This window comes from Snodgrassella sp. M0110 (assembly GCF_016101465.1).
GTDB lineage: Bacteria > Pseudomonadota > Gammaproteobacteria > Burkholderiales > Neisseriaceae > Snodgrassella > Snodgrassella alvi.
This window is the reverse complement of record NZ_JACFQM010000003.1, coordinates 156310-176855: the sequence shown is the minus strand read 5'-3', so window position 1 is coordinate 176855 and position 20546 is coordinate 156310. Positions and strand designations below refer to the sequence as shown.

Here is a 20546-nt window from a genome sequence, read left to right as displayed (position 1 = left end):
TGTTTTTGTTATCAGCCAGGTAACAGCAACGTTTTCTAATTAAGAAAATTTATGGTAGTGTAAGTAGAATGTTGATTATTATGAGATTAATTAAGTAACTCAATATATACTTTTTAATAAATCTGTGGTGCTAACTATGAAATCAGATATACAGGAAAAAGCAGAATGTACGAGCTTAAATAAACTCAATATGCAATTATTACCACGTATCTGGCGCCACTGGATAAATCCGCGCCAACGGGTAAGTAAATATTTTCCTGCTCTTGCATTGCAACAGCTAACTGAACAAATTACATTATCCGAGCAACGTCATACCGGACAGCTACGGTTTGTGATTGAATCCAGCCTTGATACAGCGAATTTGTGTCATCAAACTACGGCACGCCAGCGTGCACAATATTGGTTCGGAAATCTGGGTATATGGGATACTGCTGAGAAAAGTGGTATTTTGGTTTATGTACTTTTTGCAGATCGCGCAGTAGAAATTATTGCAGACCGGGGTATTAATACCTGTGTGAGTATGGTGCATTGGCAGCAGATATGTAATCGCATTACTCAGGCATTTCAGCATCAACGATATATGGATGGTTTAACTGCCGGACTGGATGAGCTGACGGAATTACTTGTACAGTATTTTCCGCGTACGCATGCCGGTACTAATGAACTGGCCGATGAAGTTATTCTGCGCTAGTTTTGAAAAACTAAGTATTTATATGGGTTAATTTTCAAAGTACTGTAACGGCTTAATATTCAATTAAGTTATCAGTGTGCAGTATTTTCAGTAAATTAGCCCATAATTACAAAAGATGTGGAATTAATTATTAATATTTCGGGATAAAACGCCATAAATAGTTTTTTTGAATTAAATTTATTTAATAATATTAAAATACAAATATATAAGGTCTATAATATATCTGCGGCTTAAAAGGACAGATTGACAAAGAGGGAATGTGCATGGCCGCAGGTAGTTTGACTATCGCACGTAAGCATAAGCCGGAATAATCTGATATTGCATGACAGGGTTATTCTGGCTTCAGTTTGTCTGATGAGTGCACATTCAGCGCAAACGTCCGATAATAATGTTCGGCGCCTTGATTAACAGCATGATTTTATCTTCATTTTTCAATTGCATAGTTTGTGCACTATGACAGGTAATACTGGCGGTCAGGCTGACAGCTGCGCCTAAATCCACAGTAATCACACTGTTTACAGCACCAGTATCTATTTGGCGTATTTGGCCTGTTAGCTGGTTACGAGCGGATATTTGTAAATTCGGATCGGGACGCGCAAGCATAATGGCTGATGCCTGAATAAGTGCCAGTGCATCAACGCCTACAGCCAGTTCCATCTGTTCACAACTGTGTCTGGTAAGTATAGCTACCAGTTCCTGTTCGTTGCTCAGTTGCAGATGAACCTCATTATTTACAGTTCCTTCAATGATTTGGCTGATTCTTCCGGCGAGTTGGTTATCAGCACTTAAATCCAGATTCATTTTTTGCCATAAACCATGATGACTATTGTCAGCGTTAGCTTCCAGTTGCCGGATGAGTTGCTGATGACGTTGCTGCATAGTGTGATAATAATTTAAAAAAGCTTCACCAAAAGCTGTTAATACGCTGTTTCCGCCACCCTGACCACCGGTTTGCCGTAAGACTAAAGGTTCAGGCGCCAGATTATTCATTGCATCTATGGCATCCCATGCTGCTTTATAACTCATAGGTACCGCTTTAGCTGCCTGGGTAATGGAACCGAAACGCCGGATATTTTCCAGTAAAATAATCCGTTTGCTGTTGCCAATTCGCTGGCCGTTAATAGTGGGAATTAGTTCACTGTTAAGATTAAATTGATTCATTGTGATTGTTACGGGGAGCTGAGTACAGACATCCATTATCCATATGCCAGATTTGAGCGTCAAAAGCAGCTGCATCTTCCGGATCGTGAGTTATCAGTAGCATGGGTAAGTTTAATTTCTGCTGCCAGGCAGATAACTCAGAACGCATTTGAGCCCGTAGCTGAGTATCCAGTGCAGAAAATGGTTCATCCAGCAGAATAGCCCGCGGCTGAGCAATCAAAGCACGAGCCAGAGCCACACGCTGGCGCTGCCCGCCGGACAGATGAACCGGATATTGTTCTGCTACCGAATTGAGCTGCATAGCAGTCAGCCAGTGTTCAACTTCTGTATACCGGCTGCGTTTTTTCGGATTGAATAAACCATGACAAATACCGCAGGCAATATTCTGCCGGACATTTAAATGAGGAAAGAGGGCATAATCCTGAAACACAAAGGCCAGTTTACGTTGTTGCGGGCTGAGATTAATATGCTGCTGTGCCTGAAACAGAGTAACACCATTCACATTAATATGACCCTGTTCAGGAGTCAGCAGACCGGCAACAGCCTTTAGCATCAGACTTTTACCACTGCCTGAGGCACCCATAATAACTGTACGCTGTGACTGACAGCACAGGCGGATATCCAGAGTAAAATGACTTCCGTCATTACGTTGAAGGGTTTTTTGAAAATTAAAATCTAACATAAAAACCATTGGCCGGATTAAAAACAGGCAAAGCAATATCGGAAAACAATATTGTTTGATTCAGGTATCGGATTATTTAAGATTGGTCATAGGTACTTTGCCGGATAAAAGTTTGCCGGTAAGCAGTAATATCAGAATACAGACCACAGATATAATCAAGACCAGAGTATTGGCCAGATAATCATCTCCGGCCTGTACTGCTTCATATACGGCAATCGACAGGGTTTGTGTCTGCCCCGGAATGCTGCCTGCCACCATCAGCGTAGCACCGAATTCACCCATACTGCGTGCAAATGCCAGTAATACGCCGGCCAGAATCCCTCTCCAGGCCAGCGGCAGAGTAATGCGCAGAAACACCCCGGCATTACTGATACCCAGAACACGCGCTGCCTGCTCCAGCTGGGAATCCAGGCTTTCAAAAGCAGCACGTGCCGGTTTAAATACCAGGGGAAAAGATACGATTGTTGCCGCTACAACAGCACCCTGCCAGGTGAAAATCAGATTAATACCCAGATAACGTTCCAGCCACTGACCAATAAAGCCATTTTTTCCAATCAGAACCAGTAAGTAGTATCCCAGTACCGTTGGCGGCATTACCATTGGCAAAGTGAGAATGGTATCAATTAGCTCCTTGCCCCAAACAGTTTTACGGGCAAGTATATAACCTATACCGACCCCCAGAACCAGATTGATAGCAGTTGCCCACAGGGCGATTTTAAGTGACAGGGCAAGAGCAATCCAGGCCGCAGCCATTATCTACTCCTTGAAATAAAAATTCAGACAGATTCGCGGGAGGATAACTGCCGGTGGAAACATACTCAGCGTGCGCTTTGAAAACCGTAACGCTTAAGAATCTTCTGGCCTTTTGGCGACTGGATAAAATTAATAAAGCGACTGGCAGCTGCCGGTTCTTTACTGGCTACCGTCTTAGCAATCGGATAGCTGATTGGCTTACTGGTCGGGATGGTTGCAGCTACACTAACTTTATCCGGCATAATGGCCGCATCTGTGCCAAAAACGAAACCGGCTTCTGCTGACTGATTAGCTACGTAATCCAGAGCCTGACGGACATTATTCACATTCACAATTTTAGGCTTTACCGTACTCCATACTTTTGCCTGCTCCATTGCTGCCTGAGCATAACGTCCGGCCGGTGTAAATGCAGGGTTGCCCAGTGCAATATGTTTAATACCTGGTTGCTGCAAATCTTTCAGTCCGCGTACATTCAGATTGCTTTTTTTCGGAGTAATCAGTACCAGACTGTTATTTACGAAATTAATTCTGTCCTGTGCCCGTACAAGATTCTTGGTCTGAGCCTGATCCATAGTTTGCTGATCAGCAGAAGCAAATACATCTACAGGTGCACCGTTTTGCATCTGCTGAAGCAGCGAGCCTGAAGCTCCGAAATTAAGCAGTACTTTATCTTGAGGATATTGCTGCTGATATGCTTTGGCAATGTCATTAAATGCATTGGTCAGACTGGCAGCTGCTGAAACTGTGATATTGGCGGCAAGTGAAGTAGTGCTCATTACACTCAGGCTGATTGCAGTAACGATAGTAGTCAGACAAATGTGGTTAAAGCGCATATTTTTATCCTTATTTGAAATAAATTATTATCCGGCGCCGGGTCGGGCAATGCCGATTATAAAGGAAAATTATTGCGAAATATACATGGGTATATAGCGATAGACAGTCATAGAGATATGCAATACAACTTATATTTCATACCAAATAAATAATTTATAAATAAATCTGTATGCAAAATATTAATGACTAATAGAAATAATTTATTGGATAAATTATTTCTATTTATTGCCAATGTAATAAATTGTATTTTAATCTATATACTAGGTAAATCCAGCATTTGAATGAAAATCGTAATTATTTATTTACAGTAAAGAATACTGATAAAATTATATAATAATTTAAATAAAGTATTATAATAGGGTCAAATGTTAGTATTAATAAATTTTCTAGCATAATTAGTAAGCAGTGCAGGAGTTGCTTTTCTGCAAATAAATAAAAAAAATTTTATTAGGAACATACACACATGAACCTGACTCGACGCCAGTTTTTTAAGGTTACCGCAGCGGGTGCCGGCGCAACAGGATTAGCAGTCATGGGCATGGCTCCTGCCACAGCCTTTGCTGAAGTCCGCCAGTACAAATTGTTGAGGGCAACAGAAACACGCAATAACTGCACATATTGCTCAGTGGGTTGTGGTACGTTGTTATATAGTCTGGGTGACGGTGCTAAAAACGCCAAAAAGAAAATTTTTCACATAGAAGGTGATGCAGATCATCCGGTCAGTCGCGGCAGCTTATGTCCCAAAGGCGCTTCACTGATTGACTTCGTAAATAGTCCGAACCGTGTATTGCATCCGCAGATTCGCGAGGCTGGCAGCAGCGAATGGAAAGACATCAGCTGGGATGAGGCACTGGATCGTATTGCCCGCCTGATTAAAGATGAACGCGATGCCAATATTATTGAAAAAAATGCTGATGGTGTTACGGTTAACCGGTTGGAAAGTGTGGGTATGCTGTGTGCTTCTGCCAGCTCCAATGAAACCGGTATCCTGACCCAGAAATTCATCCGTTCGCTCGGATTGGTCGGGACAGATTCACAAGCCAGGGTTTGTCATGGTCCGACGGTATCTGCACTTGCTGCTACGTTTGGTCGTGGAGCCATGACCAATACCTGGACCGATATTCAGAACGCCGATTTCATTCTGGTTATGGGTGGTAATGCCGCTGAAGCACATCCGGTAGGGTTTAAATGGGTTATCGAAGCCAAAAAACAAAAAGGCACCAAACTAATTGTTTGTGACCCGCGTTTTAACCGTACTGCCTCTGTAGCCGATCATTACCTGCCAATTCGTTCCGGTACCGACATAGCTTTCCTCGGGGCAGTGATCAACTGGCTGATTAAAAATGATAAAGTACAATGGGATTATGTTAAAAACTATACCAATGCTGCTTTTATCGTAGCTGATGGTTATGGTTTTCATGAAGGTCTGTTTTCCGGACATGCCGATTATACGACTGAAGACGGCAGCGCGGCACCGGAAGCGGCTCCGAAAGGAGCCAAAGGCGGGGCTGTCTATAATAATGCCAGCTGGACATACGAGCTGGATGAAAACGGTTATGCTAAAGCGGATCCGACTTTGGAAAATCCGCGTTGCGTCTGGCAGATAATGAAAAAACATTATGCCCAGTACACCCCGGAAATGATGCACAAAATTACCGGTACCCCGATTAAAGATTTTCTGCTGGTGTGTGAAGCCCTGGGTGCAACCTCGGCAAAAAACAAAGCCGGTACAATTCTGTATGCACTGGGCTGGACTCAGCATACTTATGGTTCGCAGAATATCCGTACTATGGCTATGATTCAGCTGATTCTGGGTAATATCGGTATGCCCGGTGGAGGTGTGAATGCTTTACGCGGCCATTCCAATATTCAGGGTTTGTCTGATCTTGGTTTGCTGTCTACCAGTCTTCCGGGCTATCTGAGCCTGCCTAACGAAAAGAAAAATCCGACTTTTGCTGATTATCTGAAAGTTCAGACACCTACGGCCATGCGTCCGGGACAGCTAAATTACTGGAGCAATACGCCCAAATTTATGGTAAGTCTGCTCAAATGGTTTTTTGGTGATAAGGCTACCAAAGAAAATGACTGGGGCTATGACTGGCTGCCTAAGTGGGACAAAATGTATGATGTGCTGCAAATGACCGAAATGATGTATCAGGGTCAGATGCACGGTTTGCTGGTACAGGGTTTCAATGCCATGGGTTCCTTTCCGGATTCCAACCGTATCATCGAAGCATTTTCCCGCCTCAAGTGGATGGTAGTAATGGATCCGCTTAATACTGAAACGGCTACCTTCTGGGAAAATCATGGTGATGCGCATGACGTAGATTCCCGCTCTATCATGACGACAGTGTTCCGTCTGCCTGTCCCTTGTTTTGCAGAAGAAAATGGTTCGATTGTCAATTCTTCACGCTGGCTGCAATGGCATTATGCCGGAGCCGAAGCTCCGGAAGAAGCCAGAGCCGATCTTGAGATTCTGGCTGATTTGCATTTACGTATTAAAGCTCTGTATGAGAAAGAGGGCGGTAAAGTACCTGAGCCGATTTTGAACCTGAGCTGGCCGTATAAAGTACCGCATTCACCTACACCAGAAGAAATGGCACAGGAATCCAACGGTTGGGCACTGACGGATATTAAAGACGAGCAGGGTAATATTATCGTGCCTAAAGGCGGGCAACTGGATAGCTTTGCTCAGTTACGCGATGACGGAACAACGGCCTGCGCATGCTGGATTTTTGCCGGTTCCTGGACTAAAAACGGCAACCAGATGGCACGGCGTGATAACAGCAATACCGGACTGGGTAATACCCCGGGTTGGGCATGGGCCTGGCCGGCAAACCGCCGTATTCTGTATAACCGCGCTTCCTGCGATCCGTCCGGCAAAGCCTGGGATCCTGACAGAATATTAATTCACTGGGACGGCAGCAAATGGATTGGTGCGGATGTGGCTGACTACAAGGCAGATCAGGCACCTGACACCAATATGAATCCGTTTATTATGAATGAAGAGGGTGTTGGTCGTCTGTTCTGTACCAAAAAACTGGTAGATGGCCCGTTTCCGGCATTCTATGAGCCTACTGAATCACCAGTTGGTAAAAACCTGCTTTATCCTAAAGTGATGAATACACCCGCAGTGCGCTTGTTTGACAGCGTTAAAGGTCGTATCGGCAATAAAGATGAATTTCCTTGTGTCGGCACTACATATCGTCTGACAGAGCATTTTCAGTTCTGGACGAAATCCGTGAAATTGCTGATGATTGCTCAGCCCGAACAGTTTGTTGAAATCAGCGAAGAGCTGGCAGCACAAAAAAATATTGCTAAAGGCGATACGGTTAAAATCAGTACTAAGCGCGGCTGGGTAGAGGCTAAAGCCGTGGTAACCAAACGCCTGCGTCCGTTAGAAATTAACGGGCAGACCGTCCATCAGATAGGTATTCCCCTGCATGGTGGCTGGGTGAATGTTGGTGAGAAAAAACAGTTTCTCATTAACACACTCACACCATTTGTTGGTGACTGCAATACACAGACACCAGAATACAAAACTTTTTTATGCAATATCGAAAAAGCGTGAGGGGAATAAGTCATGGCTTTACAATCTTTGGATATAAAACGTCGTTCGGCTACTAATCAGCTCACGCCGCTACCACAGGCAAGAAAACCCATTGAAATTGCCAAACTGATCGATGTTTCTACCTGTATAGGCTGCAAAGCCTGTCAGGCAGCATGTTCGGAATGGAACGACATTCGCGATGAAGTTGGCACCAATCATGGTGTATACGATAACCCGATTGACCTGAGTGCCGATAGCTGGACGGTAATGCGGTTTTCTGAAACCGAGCAATACGGCAAGTTGGAGTGGTTGATTCGTAAGGACGGCTGTATGCACTGTTCTGACCCGGGCTGTCTGAAAGCCTGCCCGTCACCGGGTGCAATCATTCAGTATGAAAATGGTATCGTCGATTTCCATCAGGAAAACTGTATTGGTTGCGGTTACTGTATTTCCGGCTGCCCGTTTAATATTCCGCGTATTTCGAAAAAAGATAACCGCGCTTACAAATGTACCCTGTGTTCCGACCGTGTGGCCGTCGGGCAGGAACCGGCCTGTGTGAAAACTTGTCCTACCGGTGCTATTCATTTCGGCAGCAAAGAAGACATGAAGTCTTTGGCCGGGGAGCGTATAAAAGACTTAAAACAGCGCGGTTTTGAGCAGGCAGGACTCTACGACCCGCAGGGTGTGGGCGGTACCCATGTTATGTATGTACTGCATCATGCGGATAAACCCAGCTTGTACCATGGTCTGCCGGACAATCCGCGTATCAGTACCACCGTTAAATTATGGAAGAGTATGCTCAAACCGATAGCAGCATTTGGTATTGCTACCGCTGCTTTTGCCGGCTGGCTGCACTACATTACCATTGGTCCGAATCGCCCTGATGATGATGAAGAACAGGTTCTGAATCGCGAAGGCGAAATCCTCAAAGATAAAGGGGACGCATAATGAAAAGATTATTAATTCAGCGATATAAAAAATCCGAGCGGTTTAATCATTGGGTAGTAGCCGGCTGCTTTGTGCTGCTAGCTGTTTCCGGTCTGGGTTTTTTCTATCCGTCTTTTTTCTGGCTCACTGAAGTTTTCGGTTCTCCGCAATTGGCACGTATCCTGCATCCGTTCATCGGAGTAGTGATGTTTCTGGGCTTTTTTATCCAGTTTTTCCGCTATGTAAAATATAATTTTTTTGAGCGGGATGATATTAAATGGTTACTGGGAATTAAGCATATTCTGCTGGGAAGAGAAATTGGTGATACTGGCAAATATAATGCCGGACAAAAATGTATGTTTTGGCTGATGTCCATCAGTATGGCACTGCTGCTTATTAGCGGGCTGATTGCCTGGCGGCAGTTTTTTTCCGGATATTTTCCAATTTGGGTGGTACGTATCGCTTTGTTGGTGCATTCTGCCTCTGCTATCCTGCTGATTGTCGGTATTATTATTCATGTATATGCCGCATTGTGGATTAAAGGCACAATTCCGGCAATGGTGGAAGGGGTGGTTAGTCAGGAATGGGCGAAAAAGCACCATCCGCGCTGGTACCGCGAAATGATGGCAAAAAAAGAAGCCAAAGCGCAGCAAAATTCTACTTCACAGACAACTGAATAATTTAGATAATCATCATCAGTAGTACTGTCTGTATGACGTATTGTCTTACAGACAGTAATATTTTATCTTCTTGCATGACCCAGTTAATATGTCAGTACAAATTTTTTCCGACTGTTGCTGGCTCATAAATACAGAAACCTCATGAATTATACCCCCGCCCAAAATCGCACTGTCTGGGTGGCACAGGCTGGAGAATGCATTAGTACCAGTGATAATATCAGTGCCGAAATCCCGGTAGCACTTGTTTATAACGGTATCTCCCATGTCGTATTAATGGCTACGCCCGCTAATATTGCCGAACTGGCACTGGGTTTTAGCCTGAGTGAAGGCATCATTGAAAATGCAGAACAAATTTATGCGATTGAAGTTACTGAACATCTGCATGGAATTGTGGCTGAAATTGAGCTGGCCAGCGCAGCCTTTGCACGTTTGAAAAGTCGCCGTCGCCAGATAAGCGGACGCACCGGTTGCGGACTGTGCGGTATTGACAGTCTGGCAGCTGTTCAGCCAGAATTAAAACCGGTTTTACGCGATTGGCATGTAGAATTTAGCATAATCGGGCGTGCTTTGACCGATTTTAACCATCATCAGCAGCTGCGGGCGCAAACTGGTTCAGTTCACGGCGTGGCGTGGGCTGACAAGGCAGGTAAGATTGTAACCGTCCGTGAAGATATTGGCCGGCACAATGCTTTAGACAAGCTTATTGGCTGGGGATTGCATGCAAAAGTGGATTGGAAGCATGGTTTTGTGGTATTGTCCAGTCGCGCTAGTTTTGAAATGGTAATGAAATCAGCAATAACCGGTATCGGGTGTATCGTGGCCGTATCTGCGCCCACCACCTATGCCATTGATTTGGCTCACAAGGCTAATATCACGCTGGTGGGTTTTGCGCGTCATAATCGCCAAGTAATTTATACCCATCCTCAATTTTTTCATCCTTAACGCATGTTTAAAACAAAAAATAATAGAATATACTCTATTGTTTTTGTTTCGCTTTTTAGATTGAATAAGAACTATATTACCACTTACAGTAAGGACGACTATGTTATCGATTATCAAACGATATAGCCGTAATTTGGCCTGGCAAATTTTAATCGCACTGATTATGGGGGTAGCACTGGGATTATATCTGCATACTTTTTCAGATCCTTCTCATCCCTACTACAAAACCTATCAGTCGTGGGTAATCAATGTATTACAACCGATGGGGGATATTTTTATCCGCCTGATTAAAATGATTGTGCTGCCCATCATTCTCAGTACGCTGACATTGGGTATTGCCGGACTGGGTAACTCCAAAAGTCTGGGTCGACTGGGCGGTAAAACCATTCTGTATTTTGAAATTATCACTACTATCGCCATTGGTGTGGGTTTACTTTTCGGTAATCTGTTTCACCCGGGTAGCGGCATTGATATTTCCAATCTGCACCACAGCAATGTCAGTCAGTACGTACAAAAAAGTGAAGCACTGGCCGAGAAGCCTCATGGTCTGGTTATAATGATTCTGGACATGATTCCGCATAATATATTTGATTCGCTTAGCAGCGGTGAAATTCTGCCGGTAATCTTTTTCTGTGTGTTTTTTGGTCTGGGCTTAACTAAGCTACCTGATAATCAGCGCCTGTTCTTTTCAGATTTTCTGAAAGTGATTTCAGACGTAATGTTCAAAATCACCAATATGATTATGCGTTACGCACCTATCGGGGTATTTGGTCTGATGACTGTTACCATCAGTAAATTCGGTTTCGGTTCGCTGATTCCGCTGATGAAACTGATTTTAATAGTTTATCTGGCGATGATAGTATTTACTCTGGTGATTCTGGGTGGCGTGGCCTATTTCTGCCGCTTTAACATTTTCACTATTATCAAAATCCTGAAAGATGAGCTGATAGTGGCTTTCTCAACCTCCAGCTCAGAAACTGCGCTGCCAAAAATGATTGAGAAAATGGAAGCATATGGCGCGCCGAAATCTATTACCAGCTTTGTGATTCCTACCGGATATTCATTTAATCTGGATGGTTCTACGCTGTATCAGAGTATTGCAGTTATCTTTCTGGCACAGTTATACGGTATTTCTCTATCGGTTAGTGATCAGGTAATGATTGTGATTACGCTGATGGTGGCTTCTAAAGGTATTGCCGGTGTCCCGGGTGTATCGTTTCTGGTACTGTCTGCCACGCTGGCTACAACATCCATACCGTTAGAAGGTTTGGGCTTTATTCTGGGTATCGACCGTATTCTGGATATGGGACGTACAGTAGTTAATGTAATCGGTAATGCTCTGGCTTCACTGGTTATTTCGCGCTGGGAACATGATTTTGATGATGAAAAAGCGCGGGAATATGAGAAATCACTTGGTATTAAATAATTAGTTTTTAGTAATAAAAAAGGTTCAGAAATTTCTGAACCTTTTTTGTTATCCGATTCATCACATTTTGAAAAACAAATTGATAAGAGACATTATCTTTCTCTATCGATAAAATATAGAAAATCGTAGACAGTAAATCCAGACAGAATACCTATTTTTGGTTAAACTTGGTTATTTAATTTGTTGATAATGATAACGGTACTATTACCTGAACAAGTAATATCGTTATATAACCGCGTTGATACATGAAAACACAAGCAACACCAGAAACCATACAAGCACAGGAATTTTTTCACATCCCGTTCTGGCAGCAGCCTCCTGTTGATATTTTCAGCCGGCGCGCATTGCGGCTGAATGAATTGGCTGTAAAAGACAATAGTGACTGGCAACCATACTTACAGCTACTGGCTGTTATCAATAATGCTCAGCAAAATTTACTTGAGCAATATGCACAGGAAGCCTGGGTAATTCCTGATACTGATAAAGATGAAGTTCCGCTTACACTGACATTACTAAGTGCCAATAGAGGCCTGACAGAGCGTCTGTTTACCGATTTACATGCTTTATTGCAAGCAGATTTGTCACCAACTGCTCAGCAAGTATGGAAAGAGTTATTGCAGCTCGACAGTGAAAGCCGCAACCAGTTATGCCAGCATGCATTTAATCAGCAGCTCGGAATAGCTCAGCAGGATTATCAGGTCTGGGTAAATGCAGTGGTGCAGATTGTTTATACTCATGCAGCGTTAAATCTGGCGGCTACAACGGTAAAACCTTTGTCTGAACCGGGTTTTTGCCCCTGCTGTGGTACTGATGCTGTGGGTTCAGTAATAGTCGGTCTGGGTGAGCTTGAAGGGCTGCGCTATTTGTGTTGTGGTGTATGCAATAGTCGATGGCACAGTGTACGGGCACGCTGTAGTTTTTGTGATAATAGCCGTGATCTGGGCGTACACCGGATTGAACAGGTAAAAGAAGGTGTATTGGCTGGTGCAGAGGCGGAATGCTGCCCCAGCTGTCATGCTTACCGTAAACGTTATCGCCTGGCCAAGCAACAATATGCTGATCCGATTGCTGATGATTTGGCCTCTTTAGCTCTGGATATACTGTTGAATGAAGAGGGATGGCAGCGTGGCGGAGCTAATCCGTTTTTACTGATGGGAAAAATACCCAGACATTAAATTAAGCTAAAGCTGTTTGGCTTAAATAAATAATAAGGAGTCAAACAGCTTAAATAAGAAAATCGGATCTAACAGATGGATAATAAAGATGAAAAAAGCGGAGAAGTTTTTTTCCAGAGTAATTGGTCCTTTAATTATCGTATTGGGGATAATCTGTTTAGCTGAAAGTAAAAGCAATCACCAGCACTATTATCTTCCTTTGCAAAATAAAGCCAAATATCTTTTATCATTGAATTGTGCACCAAACCAATGCACTACACAGGGGAAGATGATATATAACCATTCGGAAAATATATCTGCTAAATCCATCAGTACACCAATTTATCATTTTCGCTATTATTTCCAGATAGCAGATAAAACCTATATTAATGATGATTTGCGTGTTTTTAGTGAAGGTTTTGGTTTTAACAAAGCGGGATTGCGCTATTTTCCTGCAGGTGGACTGAATTCAGCTGAATTTTTTTCAGAAGAAATCATTTTTGACCGGGATAATCCAAATATAAATTTACCCGTGACATATGCAAAAGTTCTTCATGAGATTCCCAGCCCTTATGGCTTTTTTGAAGGATTTTTTATTATTATTGGAGGAATTATTCTTACTCTAATCAGCTATTGGAATAAAATTTTTTTAAAAAGCAGGCTTGATAAATAATTAAAGAAGTATTTCTGATACCCAATTAAAACTATTTTTTATTATTTCATCGTAAAGTAATTTATTATCTTTATAAATAAGACTGATATTACTGAGACCTTCTAATATCACCATTAATTGATTGGTTATTGTCTCATTTTGTGGGTGTTGCCGGAGTTTATCGCGGATTAGATTTCGAATAAATTCTTTATGCTCCATAACCAGCTCTTTTATTGCATTGTCGTTATGGATTTCTTCTCTTGCTCTGACAAATAAGCAGCCATTAAAATCGTCTTGATTGTACCAGTCTAAATGCCATTTAAATATCTGAATAATGGACTGTTGCTGGTCAAGATCAGCTATTGCTTCGGTAAGTTCTTGTTTAAATCGCAAGTCTCTTAGTTTTAAAACTTCAAAGATTAAATTGTCTTTATTGCCAAAATGTTTATATAGCGTTGTTTTAGAGCAACCTGACTGGTCTCTTATTTCATCGACTCCTACATTGCCAAAACCCTTTTGATAAAAGAGTTGTTCTGCTGTATCAGCAATTAATCTGTATGTTTTTTTCATTTATTATCCAAAGTGTTTGATAAGTGGACAGATCTGTACTATTATAAAAATGAACAGATTTGTTCACTTTTGTGCTGGCACTAATTGCTAACACTCAAGCTAATCTTATAGGATATAAAGAATAATGAAACCATTTTTTTTCGGCAAGGAGAAACTGCCACCAAAGCCCACAAATAGTGAATTATTGCAAAGTCTGACCGGTGGTTTCGTAGCTATATTTTTTCTGATCTGGTTTAGTCAGGTCACCGGCTATACTTTAATAATGGCACCATTTGGAGCAAGTTGTGTGCTCTTGTTTGCTGTATCTCAGTCACCACTTGCGCAGCCAAGAAATGTCATTCTGGGACATTTAATTTCAGCTTTTTGCGGGTTACTGTTTTTAAAACTATTCGGTCATGATGTTATTATTATTGCCTTGGCTGTAGGCATAGCAATTATCGCTATGCAATATTTTCGGGCAGTGCATCCACCAGCCGGTGCTAATCCATTAGTCATTTTATTAACAGCAGATAAAATAGATTATGATTTTACTTTTCTGTTGTTTCCAGTTCTGTCCGGGTCAGTAATATTGGTAGCAATTGCTTATTTAGTTAATAATTTTTTTAATCAAACGCATTGGCCTGTCTATTGGCTGGCACTCTTTAAAGAAAAAGAAAAATAATAATAATAAACCTATCATGTTGTTATCAGTAAATTGAAAAAACTTTGTGATACTTTTTTGGCGCAGAAAATTGGTCAGAAGGGTAGGTAATCCAGTGTATATCAGCTTATGATAAGCTCGTACTATCCGCTGAATCAGCTGTTAAAAAAATCTTAGTTGAAATGATTTATTAATCATTTTATGTGCTGATTAATAAATCATATTTTTATTGTTTAAAAAAATATTTCAGAACTTATTGCCTGAAGACTTCGATAAACTTCAGATAAATATTAGTCGAAATCGATTTTCACGCCTTCTTTTTTAAGTATATTAATTGCAATATTCATATCCGGCAGTGTTTCGCCGAAGTAAACCCGATTAGATAATTGCTGAGTGAATATCGAATGTATCTGGTTAAATGCACCAATAGCGGTGAGATGGGACTGACCTTTAGGATCTGTAATGGATAAGACGGATTGAGCTGGTCGATTGGCCGAATCTGTGCCTGTGATATTGATTAAAATGCGGTGCTCATCACCTTTACCCGGATTGTATAGCAGTTTCTGGCGAAATGTTTTAAAACGTTGCGTTGAGATTAAACGCCAGAAGCCACTATGAATTAATACATAGAAAAGACGGTTGGTTATATTGCTGTTAAAACCAATTCGTGTGGATACTGATCTGGCTTGGGTTAACATTGGCAAGGTTAACTGATCAGGTGTATCGAAGCGATAAACCCGAAAACGTTTTTTATCTGTAAAGCTGACCAGCCTGCCATCTGAAAATGGCATACAGCTTTGAGTGTGTCCCTCGGCGATGACTTCAAAAGGAATCAGCATTCTGTCCATATAATCTACAGAATTGATTCCTGAGTTATCTTGCATAGAATAGAGAATATTAATATCTATACTGTTTATCTGCTTGAATTTAAGTGTGTGCCGGAGTATCAGGCTGGCAGCTACACCAGCCATCCATGTGGAAGAAAATACTATGGGAGCATGCAACTGGTCGAATGTATGGGTATAGGTAATCGCTGTTTTTAATTTATCCGTCCAGCGAGTAATATCAAGATAGGCAATCTGATTTTTGATAGCAAAATGCAGTACGCGGTTATCGGGATCATTGGCCAGGGTTACAATTAATTGGGGCCGGATATTGACTGGAAGCAGTGGAGCATTGATATCGAATTGTATTGCAGATGCTTTGGATAAGGTACTGGCAAATGCAGCTGCAGTATGTATATTGCGCCCGCCAATAATAATATGTACATCCGGATAATATTGATTTAACAGTGCCGCTACTTGTTTGCCTACTACACCATAGCCACCGATTAATAATACTGACAGCTGATTGTTCATGCAGACTTTCTATTTTAGGTTGATTGACCTAAAATAATATACTAAATAATTTATTTTTGGTCAATTGACCTATTTATAAAAATCATGATGGCTAAATTATCTCCAAAAAAACAACAAATACTGACTACTGCCGCGCGGTTGCTGGCGACACGGGGCGGGGTGAATTTCAGTATGCGGATAGTGGCAGATGAAATGGGAATACGGTTAAGTAATCTGCAATATTATTTCCCTACGCTGGAAAAACTCTTTAGCGCGCTGGTTGAAAATATGCTGCAACTGGTTGAGCGGAAAATAAATCTTGCGCTAAAAAGTGATGCTGAAACGATGAGTGTACTGATAGATATCATTTGCTCAGAACTTGATGATGTTTACAATTGTCAGTTAATGTGGGAAATCTGGGCACTATCTGAACGAACAAAAGAAGCTCATCATGCTATTGATTCGTTTTATCAGGAATATTTAAAAAAAATAGCTTGTTTCGTCCAATCACAGAATACTTTACTCAATAATGATGAAATACAGCGGCGTGCATTAATCATTGTTAGTTTGCTCGAAGGTATATGGGTGGTTGCGGGGAAAAAACGCTCAGGCATTGAGTTGGATAAAATTAAGGCAGATTTACTGCACACGATTAATCTGATTATCAGCAGCACCTGATCACGATGCGCAATATATTTATAAAAACAAATTGAGCAGTAATTTAAACCAAATATAGTCGGCCATTAGCAAATTGAAATTCTGCTCGGGTTATCAGATTATTTGGCTAATCAGATAATAAAATCAGAAAAATCCTGATTATATGAAAGCCGGAAAAAGCTCTCTTGCTTTTTCCGGCCTTATTTTTGCTGAATAATTTATTTTTTATATCGGATAAACTGTCAGCCACTGTCCCTGCTGAATATCAGTTTGTGCGGGAATATCGATTAATACCTGTGCATTCACGCAACCGGAAAGCATATGTGAACCCTGTTTATTTAATGGAATAACCTCCGGACCATTATTGGTAAAGCGTAAGCTTCCGCGCAGGAATTCGCGTCGTTTTTGCCGGTTCGGGATTATGCTGAAAGCAGCTTTGGCCTGATAGCATTCGGGTAGTGCTTGCAGAATATGACGCCCGGCGGCTGTTTGCAGTGCCGGTAGTCCAAGCAGTTTGAAGGTAACAAAGCTGGCTACCGGATTGCCGGGCAGAAGCATGACGCGACATTCACCGATACAGCCCCAGCCAAAGGGTTTACCCGGTTTTATCGCCAGTTTCCAGTGTTCTATACTGCCTAATTGTTGCAGTGCCGGTTTAACCAGATCACGATCACCTACAGAAGCACCACCGGAAATAATAATGCTGTGGCTGCTGGTGGCGGCTTTGGAAAGGGTTTCGGTGATGATATCGAGATTATCAGGCAGAATACCGCCGTCAATGATTTCAATAAATGTGTAAGTTTGAAGACAGGCCAGCAACATGGGGCGGTTACTATCATATATCTGATGTTGCTGTAACTGGCTATTGCCGCTTACCAGTTCATCACCGGTGGTAAATACGCTTACACGCAGTTTTTGGTAAACCTGTAGTTCGCTGAATCCCTGTGAGGCGGCCAGTCCGATTGCCTGAGCATTAAGTAATACACCTTTTTCCAGTAAAGTTGCCCCTTGTTTCAGCTCTTCGCCCTGACGGCGAATATTTTCATTGGCAACGGGTGTGCTGGTGCAGCTGAGGGTGAGTCCTTCAACGCAGGTGTTCTCCTGCATAATTACTGCATCAGTATTTACCGGAATTCCGGCACCAGTGTAGATACGCATAGCCTGACCGTGTTGCAGGGTTAGCTGTCGTGTATCTCCTGCTGCGGCTGTATCGGTTAGTTGCCATTCAGAGCAATCGAGTCCGCATATCGCATAGCCGTCCATAGCGCTGTTGTCGAATGCGGGAGAGTCTGTAGTAGCTATAATACTTTGGGCGAGAATACGCCCGGCAGCCTGATTAAGCGGTACGGTTTCAGTATCGACTATGCGGCTTGCCTGTTGTAACAGGGCTTCCTGCCCTTGATAAAAATCCATCATAAGGTTGTTTCTCCGCTGCGCATGCTGGTAAACATTGCGCTGCTGTTATAGTTGGTAAACGGAATACTGTCGGCAAAGGTAACGATAGCATGCCGGTATGGCAGAATGACGGAGCGGACACTGTGTTTGCCAGTGCTGTTAAGCTGTTGCCGGATATGCTGTAAGTGACGACGCCGCATCTGACAAACGACAGGGTGCAGAGTGAAAGAATCTGCGGCGCAAACAATATCAAGTTCAGGCTGGCCGGATAGTTTCTGATACAAACCGGCAATGATATCGGTGTTGAGTAATGGCAGGTCACACGGTACTATTTGCAGATATTCAATAGATTCCGGTAAATGTTGTGCAGCACTGATAATACCGGCAAGTGGACCCATTCCGCTATAGGCCGGCAGATCAGAATATACGGGATAGCCGTATTTTTCTATTCGGGCAATATCTCGGTTGGCACTGATAATAATGTGCTCGCTGCAGTGACCAAGCTGATGCAGAATATGTTCCAGCAATGGCTGACCATTTAGTGTCAGCAGGGCTTTATTGGCACCACCTACACGGGTACCGAGTCCGCCGGCCAGAATAATCAGCCCGAGATTTGCATTTATTCCCATGACTGTGTGCGCAGCTGGTCTGTATGTTTCATTTCTACCCAGTGCTGCTGACCATTGGCAAAACATTCTTTTTTCCAGAATGGTGCTTCGGTTTTGAGGTAGTCCATAATAAAATGATTGGCCTGATAAGCATGTTCGCGATGGCCGCTGGCAGTAAGTACCAGTACTATTTGTGCGCCTACTGGTAATTCACCCACACGATGAATGACGCAGGCGTAGGGTAAAGACCAGCGTTCGCTGGCACGGGTGATGATTTTGCTGATTTCCTGCTCGGTTACTTCCGACATATGAGTGAGATACAGATGACTCAGTGGTTGCTGCGGGTTATCGTTGCCGCGCACTTTACCAATAAAACTGACTACAGCTCCACAATTCGGAGCACTTTGTTCAGCCAGTGCCAGCTCATGACTGAGGTTGAAGTCTTCTGTCTGTATTTGTATGCGTGTCTGCATTTTAACCTCCGGTTACTGGTGGTAGCAGTGCGATGCTGTCTCCGTCTCTAATGGCTGTGTTGCCATGCTGAATAATATTATTTACAGCAATTTTATATACTTTTCCCTCGGCCAGTACCTCGGAGAACGGTATTCCGCGCTGCCGCAGATAGGCGAGCAGGGTATTGCTGTCATCAAAACTACATACAAGCTCTTCCTGTGCCATACCCAGTTCTTCGGCAAAGCGTGCCAGATAAATAACCGTAATCATGATAAAGACATAGTTAAACCAATAATCGTTTATTATGCCGTGTTTTTTCTTTTTGTGGCAGATAGCTGCTGCTAATGCTATTGGATTTAAGTAATAATTTAGGATAAAATGCCGTTCTTTTCTTAATTATTCCAATCATTTGCCTTACTCTGAAATTTTTTCTGATAACAGGCTTTTACCTATCTCATGCTGATTGACCGCTTCAACAGACGTATTGATTATTTACGAATTTCGGTAACGGATAAATGTGATTTGCGCTGTACTTATTGTATTCCGCAGGGATTCACAGAGTTTGAAAAACCGGTCAACTGGCTGTCGTTTGCTGAGATTGAGCGTGTTGCCGGCGCATTTGCCCGTATGGGTGTGTCACGTTTCCGTTTAACCGGCGGCGAACCGCTATTGCGCAAAAATCTGCCCGATCTGGTTGCACGGCTGGCGGCATTGCCCGGGGTTTCAGATTTGTCGTTAACCACCAATGGCACGCAACTGGACAGGTTTGCCTATGATTTACGCAAAGCGGGACTAAACCGGCTGAATGTGAGTCTGGATTCACTGCGGCGTGAATGTGTACAGGAGATTTCCGGTAAGGATAGCTTTGATAAGGTAATAAATAGTCTTCAGACGGCACGCGATGCAGGCTTTGAGCAGATTAAAATTAATATGGTGCCACTGCCGGGGGTTAATACCGGTGATATAGAGGATATGGTGGCGTTCTGTATTGCCAATGGTTTTATTCTGCGCCTGATTGAAGTAATGCCGATGGGGGTAAGCGCCCGCGGACTGGATTATTTTAATTTACTGGAACTGATTGAAAATCTGCGCCCGAAATATCAGTTGCATGAAAGTAAACGTGTCTATGGCGGCGGTCCGGCTAAATACTGGGAAAGTGCGGATGGCCGATTTACTTTAGGACTGATTACGCCACGTTCCCAGCATTTCTGTGCCACCTGTAACCGGGTACGTATGTCTGTTGATGGGACATTGTATTTGTGTCTGGGGCAGGAACAGAGTATGGCATTAAAACCTTTATTAATGGCAAATTGTTCTGATGCTCTGCTGGAGCAGGCAATTCAGCAGGCAGTGGATTTGAAACCGGAAAAACATGAATTCAATGAAAAACCGGATAAAATTGTGCGCATTATGGCCAAAACCGGTGGTTAGTAT

General features: G+C 42.8%; 21 protein-coding genes. 11 read left to right on the top strand and 10 right to left on the bottom strand.

Features of this window, described 5'->3' with window-relative positions:
- Positions 1–136 precede the first annotated feature (136 nt).
- A complete protein-coding gene (locus tag H3T84_RS05755) occupies positions 137–691 on the top strand; it encodes a TPM domain-containing protein (RefSeq protein ID WP_232346121.1) in 555 nt (184 codons plus the stop codon).
- 366 nt (positions 692–1057) lie between these two features.
- Here H3T84_RS05755 and H3T84_RS05750 read toward each other — a convergent pair whose 3' ends face one another.
- The 4 genes from H3T84_RS05750 to modA form a co-directional block, all read right to left on the bottom strand.
- Positions 1058–1852 (bottom strand): TOBE domain-containing protein, encoded by a 795-nt coding sequence (locus H3T84_RS05750; RefSeq protein WP_198218510.1) that lies wholly within the window; start codon positions 1850–1852, stop codon positions 1058–1060.
- Positions 1839–2534: an ATP-binding cassette domain-containing protein gene (locus tag H3T84_RS05745; RefSeq protein ID WP_198218509.1), complete on the bottom strand. Its 696-nt coding sequence runs from the start codon at positions 2532–2534 to the stop codon at positions 1839–1841. The genes H3T84_RS05750 and H3T84_RS05745 overlap by 14 nt, the downstream gene beginning before the upstream one ends.
- A 72-nt stretch (positions 2535–2606) precedes the next feature.
- Positions 2607–3287 carry a molybdate ABC transporter permease subunit gene (modB, locus tag H3T84_RS05740; RefSeq protein ID WP_037475997.1) on the bottom strand — a complete coding sequence of 227 codons (681 nt, stop codon included), beginning with the start codon at positions 3285–3287 and terminating at the stop codon, positions 2607–2609.
- A gap of 65 nt (positions 3288–3352) precedes the next feature.
- A complete protein-coding gene (modA, locus tag H3T84_RS05735) occupies positions 3353–4120 on the bottom strand; it encodes a molybdate ABC transporter substrate-binding protein (RefSeq protein ID WP_198218508.1) in 768 nt (255 codons plus the stop codon).
- Between the two features lie 464 nt (positions 4121–4584).
- Here modA and fdnG point away from each other — a divergent pair, with 464 nt between their 5' ends.
- The 7 genes from fdnG (at position 4585) to H3T84_RS05700 (ending at position 13473) form a co-directional block, all read left to right on the top strand.
- Positions 4585–7692 (top strand): formate dehydrogenase-N subunit alpha, encoded by a 3108-nt coding sequence (fdnG, locus tag H3T84_RS05730; protein ID WP_198218507.1) that lies wholly within the window; start codon positions 4585–4587, stop codon positions 7690–7692.
- A gap of 12 nt (positions 7693–7704) precedes the next feature.
- The gene (gene fdxH / locus H3T84_RS05725; RefSeq protein WP_037476001.1) at positions 7705–8619 is read left to right on the top strand and encodes a formate dehydrogenase subunit beta; all 915 of its coding nucleotides are present in this window, start codon (positions 7705–7707) and stop codon (positions 8617–8619) included.
- A complete protein-coding gene (locus H3T84_RS05720; protein ID WP_025330240.1) occupies positions 8619–9278 on the top strand; it encodes a formate dehydrogenase subunit gamma in 660 nt (219 codons plus the stop codon). Before fdxH ends, H3T84_RS05720 begins: the two co-directional genes overlap by 1 nt.
- A gap of 141 nt (positions 9279–9419) precedes the next feature.
- Positions 9420–10220 (top strand): formate dehydrogenase accessory sulfurtransferase FdhD, encoded by an 801-nt coding sequence (gene fdhD / locus H3T84_RS05715; protein WP_198218506.1) that lies wholly within the window; start codon positions 9420–9422, stop codon positions 10218–10220.
- Positions 10221–10320: 100 nt separating this feature from the next.
- The gene (locus tag H3T84_RS05710) at positions 10321–11646 is read left to right on the top strand and encodes a cation:dicarboxylate symporter family transporter (protein WP_037393559.1); all 1326 of its coding nucleotides are present in this window, start codon (positions 10321–10323) and stop codon (positions 11644–11646) included.
- Positions 11647–11891: 245 nt separating this feature from the next.
- Positions 11892–12821 (top strand): formate dehydrogenase accessory protein FdhE, encoded by a 930-nt coding sequence (locus H3T84_RS05705; RefSeq protein ID WP_198218505.1) that lies wholly within the window; start codon positions 11892–11894, stop codon positions 12819–12821.
- An 88-nt stretch (positions 12822–12909) separates the two neighbouring features.
- Positions 12910–13473, top strand: coding sequence for a hypothetical protein (locus tag H3T84_RS05700; RefSeq protein ID WP_096765753.1), 564 nt, complete (start codon positions 12910–12912; stop codon positions 13471–13473).
- On the opposite strand, the gene H3T84_RS05695 is transcribed toward H3T84_RS05700, so the two are convergent.
- A complete protein-coding gene (locus tag H3T84_RS05695; RefSeq protein WP_198218504.1) occupies positions 13474–14022 on the bottom strand; it encodes a TetR/AcrR family transcriptional regulator in 549 nt (182 codons plus the stop codon). It abuts the gene before it with no gap.
- Between the two features lie 262 nt (positions 14023–14284).
- Here H3T84_RS05695 and H3T84_RS05690 point away from each other — a divergent pair, with 262 nt between their 5' ends.
- Positions 14285–14683, top strand: coding sequence for an HPP family protein (locus H3T84_RS05690; RefSeq protein WP_198209655.1), 399 nt, complete (start codon positions 14285–14287; stop codon positions 14681–14683).
- Positions 14684–14952: 269 nt separating this feature from the next.
- Here H3T84_RS05690 and H3T84_RS05685 read toward each other — a convergent pair whose 3' ends face one another.
- Positions 14953–16020, bottom strand: coding sequence for a hypothetical protein (locus tag H3T84_RS05685; RefSeq protein WP_198218503.1), 1068 nt, complete (start codon positions 16018–16020; stop codon positions 14953–14955).
- Between the two features lie 87 nt (positions 16021–16107).
- Here H3T84_RS05685 and H3T84_RS05680 point away from each other — a divergent pair, with 87 nt between their 5' ends.
- Complete coding sequence (locus H3T84_RS05680; RefSeq protein ID WP_198218502.1) at positions 16108–16677, top strand: TetR/AcrR family transcriptional regulator; 570 nt, start codon at positions 16108–16110, stop codon at positions 16675–16677.
- A 204-nt stretch (positions 16678–16881) separates the two neighbouring features.
- Here H3T84_RS05680 and glp read toward each other — a convergent pair whose 3' ends face one another.
- The 4 genes from glp to H3T84_RS05660 are packed head-to-tail and all read right to left on the bottom strand — an operon-like array spanning position 16882 to position 19382.
- Positions 16882–18072 carry a gephyrin-like molybdotransferase Glp gene (gene glp, locus H3T84_RS05675; protein ID WP_198218501.1) on the bottom strand — a complete coding sequence of 397 codons (1191 nt, stop codon included), beginning with the start codon at positions 18070–18072 and terminating at the stop codon, positions 16882–16884.
- Positions 18069–18680 (bottom strand): molybdenum cofactor guanylyltransferase, encoded by a 612-nt coding sequence (locus tag H3T84_RS05670; protein WP_198218500.1) that lies wholly within the window; start codon positions 18678–18680, stop codon positions 18069–18071. Before H3T84_RS05670 ends, glp begins: the two co-directional genes overlap by 4 nt.
- Positions 18671–19132 (bottom strand): molybdenum cofactor biosynthesis protein MoaE, encoded by a 462-nt coding sequence (locus H3T84_RS05665; protein WP_198218499.1) that lies wholly within the window; start codon positions 19130–19132, stop codon positions 18671–18673. The genes H3T84_RS05670 and H3T84_RS05665 overlap by 10 nt, the downstream gene beginning before the upstream one ends.
- Position 19133: 1 nt before the next feature.
- Positions 19134–19382 carry a MoaD/ThiS family protein gene (locus tag H3T84_RS05660; RefSeq protein WP_198218498.1) on the bottom strand — a complete coding sequence of 83 codons (249 nt, stop codon included), beginning with the start codon at positions 19380–19382 and terminating at the stop codon, positions 19134–19136.
- Positions 19383–19568: 186 nt separating this feature from the next.
- Here H3T84_RS05660 and moaA point away from each other — a divergent pair, with 186 nt between their 5' ends.
- Positions 19569–20543 carry a GTP 3',8-cyclase MoaA gene (gene moaA, locus H3T84_RS05655; protein ID WP_037393542.1) on the top strand — a complete coding sequence of 325 codons (975 nt, stop codon included), beginning with the start codon at positions 19569–19571 and terminating at the stop codon, positions 20541–20543.
- The last annotated feature ends 3 nt before the right edge of the window (positions 20544–20546 follow it).

What these genes read in the sequence shown, in the direction of transcription:
- H3T84_RS05755 (WP_232346121.1), top strand. Translation starts at nt 137, where the DNA reads ATGAAATCAGATATACAGGAAAAAGCAGAATGTACGAGCTTAAATAAA.
- H3T84_RS05750 (WP_198218510.1), bottom strand. Translation starts at nt 1,852, where the DNA reads ATGAATCAATTTAATCTTAACAGTGAACTAATTCCCACTATTAACGGC.
- H3T84_RS05745 (WP_198218509.1), bottom strand. Translation starts at nt 2,534, where the DNA reads ATGTTAGATTTTAATTTTCAAAAAACCCTTCAACGTAATGACGGAAGT.
- modB (WP_037475997.1), bottom strand. Translation starts at nt 3,287, where the DNA reads ATGGCTGCGGCCTGGATTGCTCTTGCCCTGTCACTTAAAATCGCCCTG.
- modA (WP_198218508.1), bottom strand. Translation starts at nt 4,120, where the DNA reads ATGCGCTTTAACCACATTTGTCTGACTACTATCGTTACTGCAATCAGC.
- fdnG (WP_198218507.1), top strand. Translation starts at nt 4,585, where the DNA reads ATGAACCTGACTCGACGCCAGTTTTTTAAGGTTACCGCAGCGGGTGCC.
- fdxH (WP_037476001.1), top strand. Translation starts at nt 7,705, where the DNA reads ATGGCTTTACAATCTTTGGATATAAAACGTCGTTCGGCTACTAATCAG.
- H3T84_RS05720 (WP_025330240.1), top strand. Translation starts at nt 8,619, where the DNA reads ATGAAAAGATTATTAATTCAGCGATATAAAAAATCCGAGCGGTTTAAT.
- fdhD (WP_198218506.1), top strand. Translation starts at nt 9,420, where the DNA reads ATGAATTATACCCCCGCCCAAAATCGCACTGTCTGGGTGGCACAGGCT.
- H3T84_RS05710 (WP_037393559.1), top strand. Translation starts at nt 10,321, where the DNA reads ATGTTATCGATTATCAAACGATATAGCCGTAATTTGGCCTGGCAAATT.
- H3T84_RS05705 (WP_198218505.1), top strand. Translation starts at nt 11,892, where the DNA reads ATGAAAACACAAGCAACACCAGAAACCATACAAGCACAGGAATTTTTT.
- H3T84_RS05700 (WP_096765753.1), top strand. Translation starts at nt 12,910, where the DNA reads ATGAAAAAAGCGGAGAAGTTTTTTTCCAGAGTAATTGGTCCTTTAATT.
- H3T84_RS05695 (WP_198218504.1), bottom strand. Translation starts at nt 14,022, where the DNA reads ATGAAAAAAACATACAGATTAATTGCTGATACAGCAGAACAACTCTTT.
- H3T84_RS05690 (WP_198209655.1), top strand. Translation starts at nt 14,285, where the DNA reads ATGGCACCATTTGGAGCAAGTTGTGTGCTCTTGTTTGCTGTATCTCAG.
- H3T84_RS05685 (WP_198218503.1), bottom strand. Translation starts at nt 16,020, where the DNA reads ATGAACAATCAGCTGTCAGTATTATTAATCGGTGGCTATGGTGTAGTA.
- H3T84_RS05680 (WP_198218502.1), top strand. Translation starts at nt 16,108, where the DNA reads ATGGCTAAATTATCTCCAAAAAAACAACAAATACTGACTACTGCCGCG.
- glp (WP_198218501.1), bottom strand. Translation starts at nt 18,072, where the DNA reads ATGATGGATTTTTATCAAGGGCAGGAAGCCCTGTTACAACAGGCAAGC.
- H3T84_RS05670 (WP_198218500.1), bottom strand. Translation starts at nt 18,680, where the DNA reads ATGGGAATAAATGCAAATCTCGGGCTGATTATTCTGGCCGGCGGACTC.
- H3T84_RS05665 (WP_198218499.1), bottom strand. Translation starts at nt 19,132, where the DNA reads ATGCAGACACGCATACAAATACAGACAGAAGACTTCAACCTCAGTCAT.
- H3T84_RS05660 (WP_198218498.1), bottom strand. Translation starts at nt 19,382, where the DNA reads ATGATTACGGTTATTTATCTGGCACGCTTTGCCGAAGAACTGGGTATG.
- moaA (WP_037393542.1), top strand. Translation starts at nt 19,569, where the DNA reads ATGCTGATTGACCGCTTCAACAGACGTATTGATTATTTACGAATTTCG.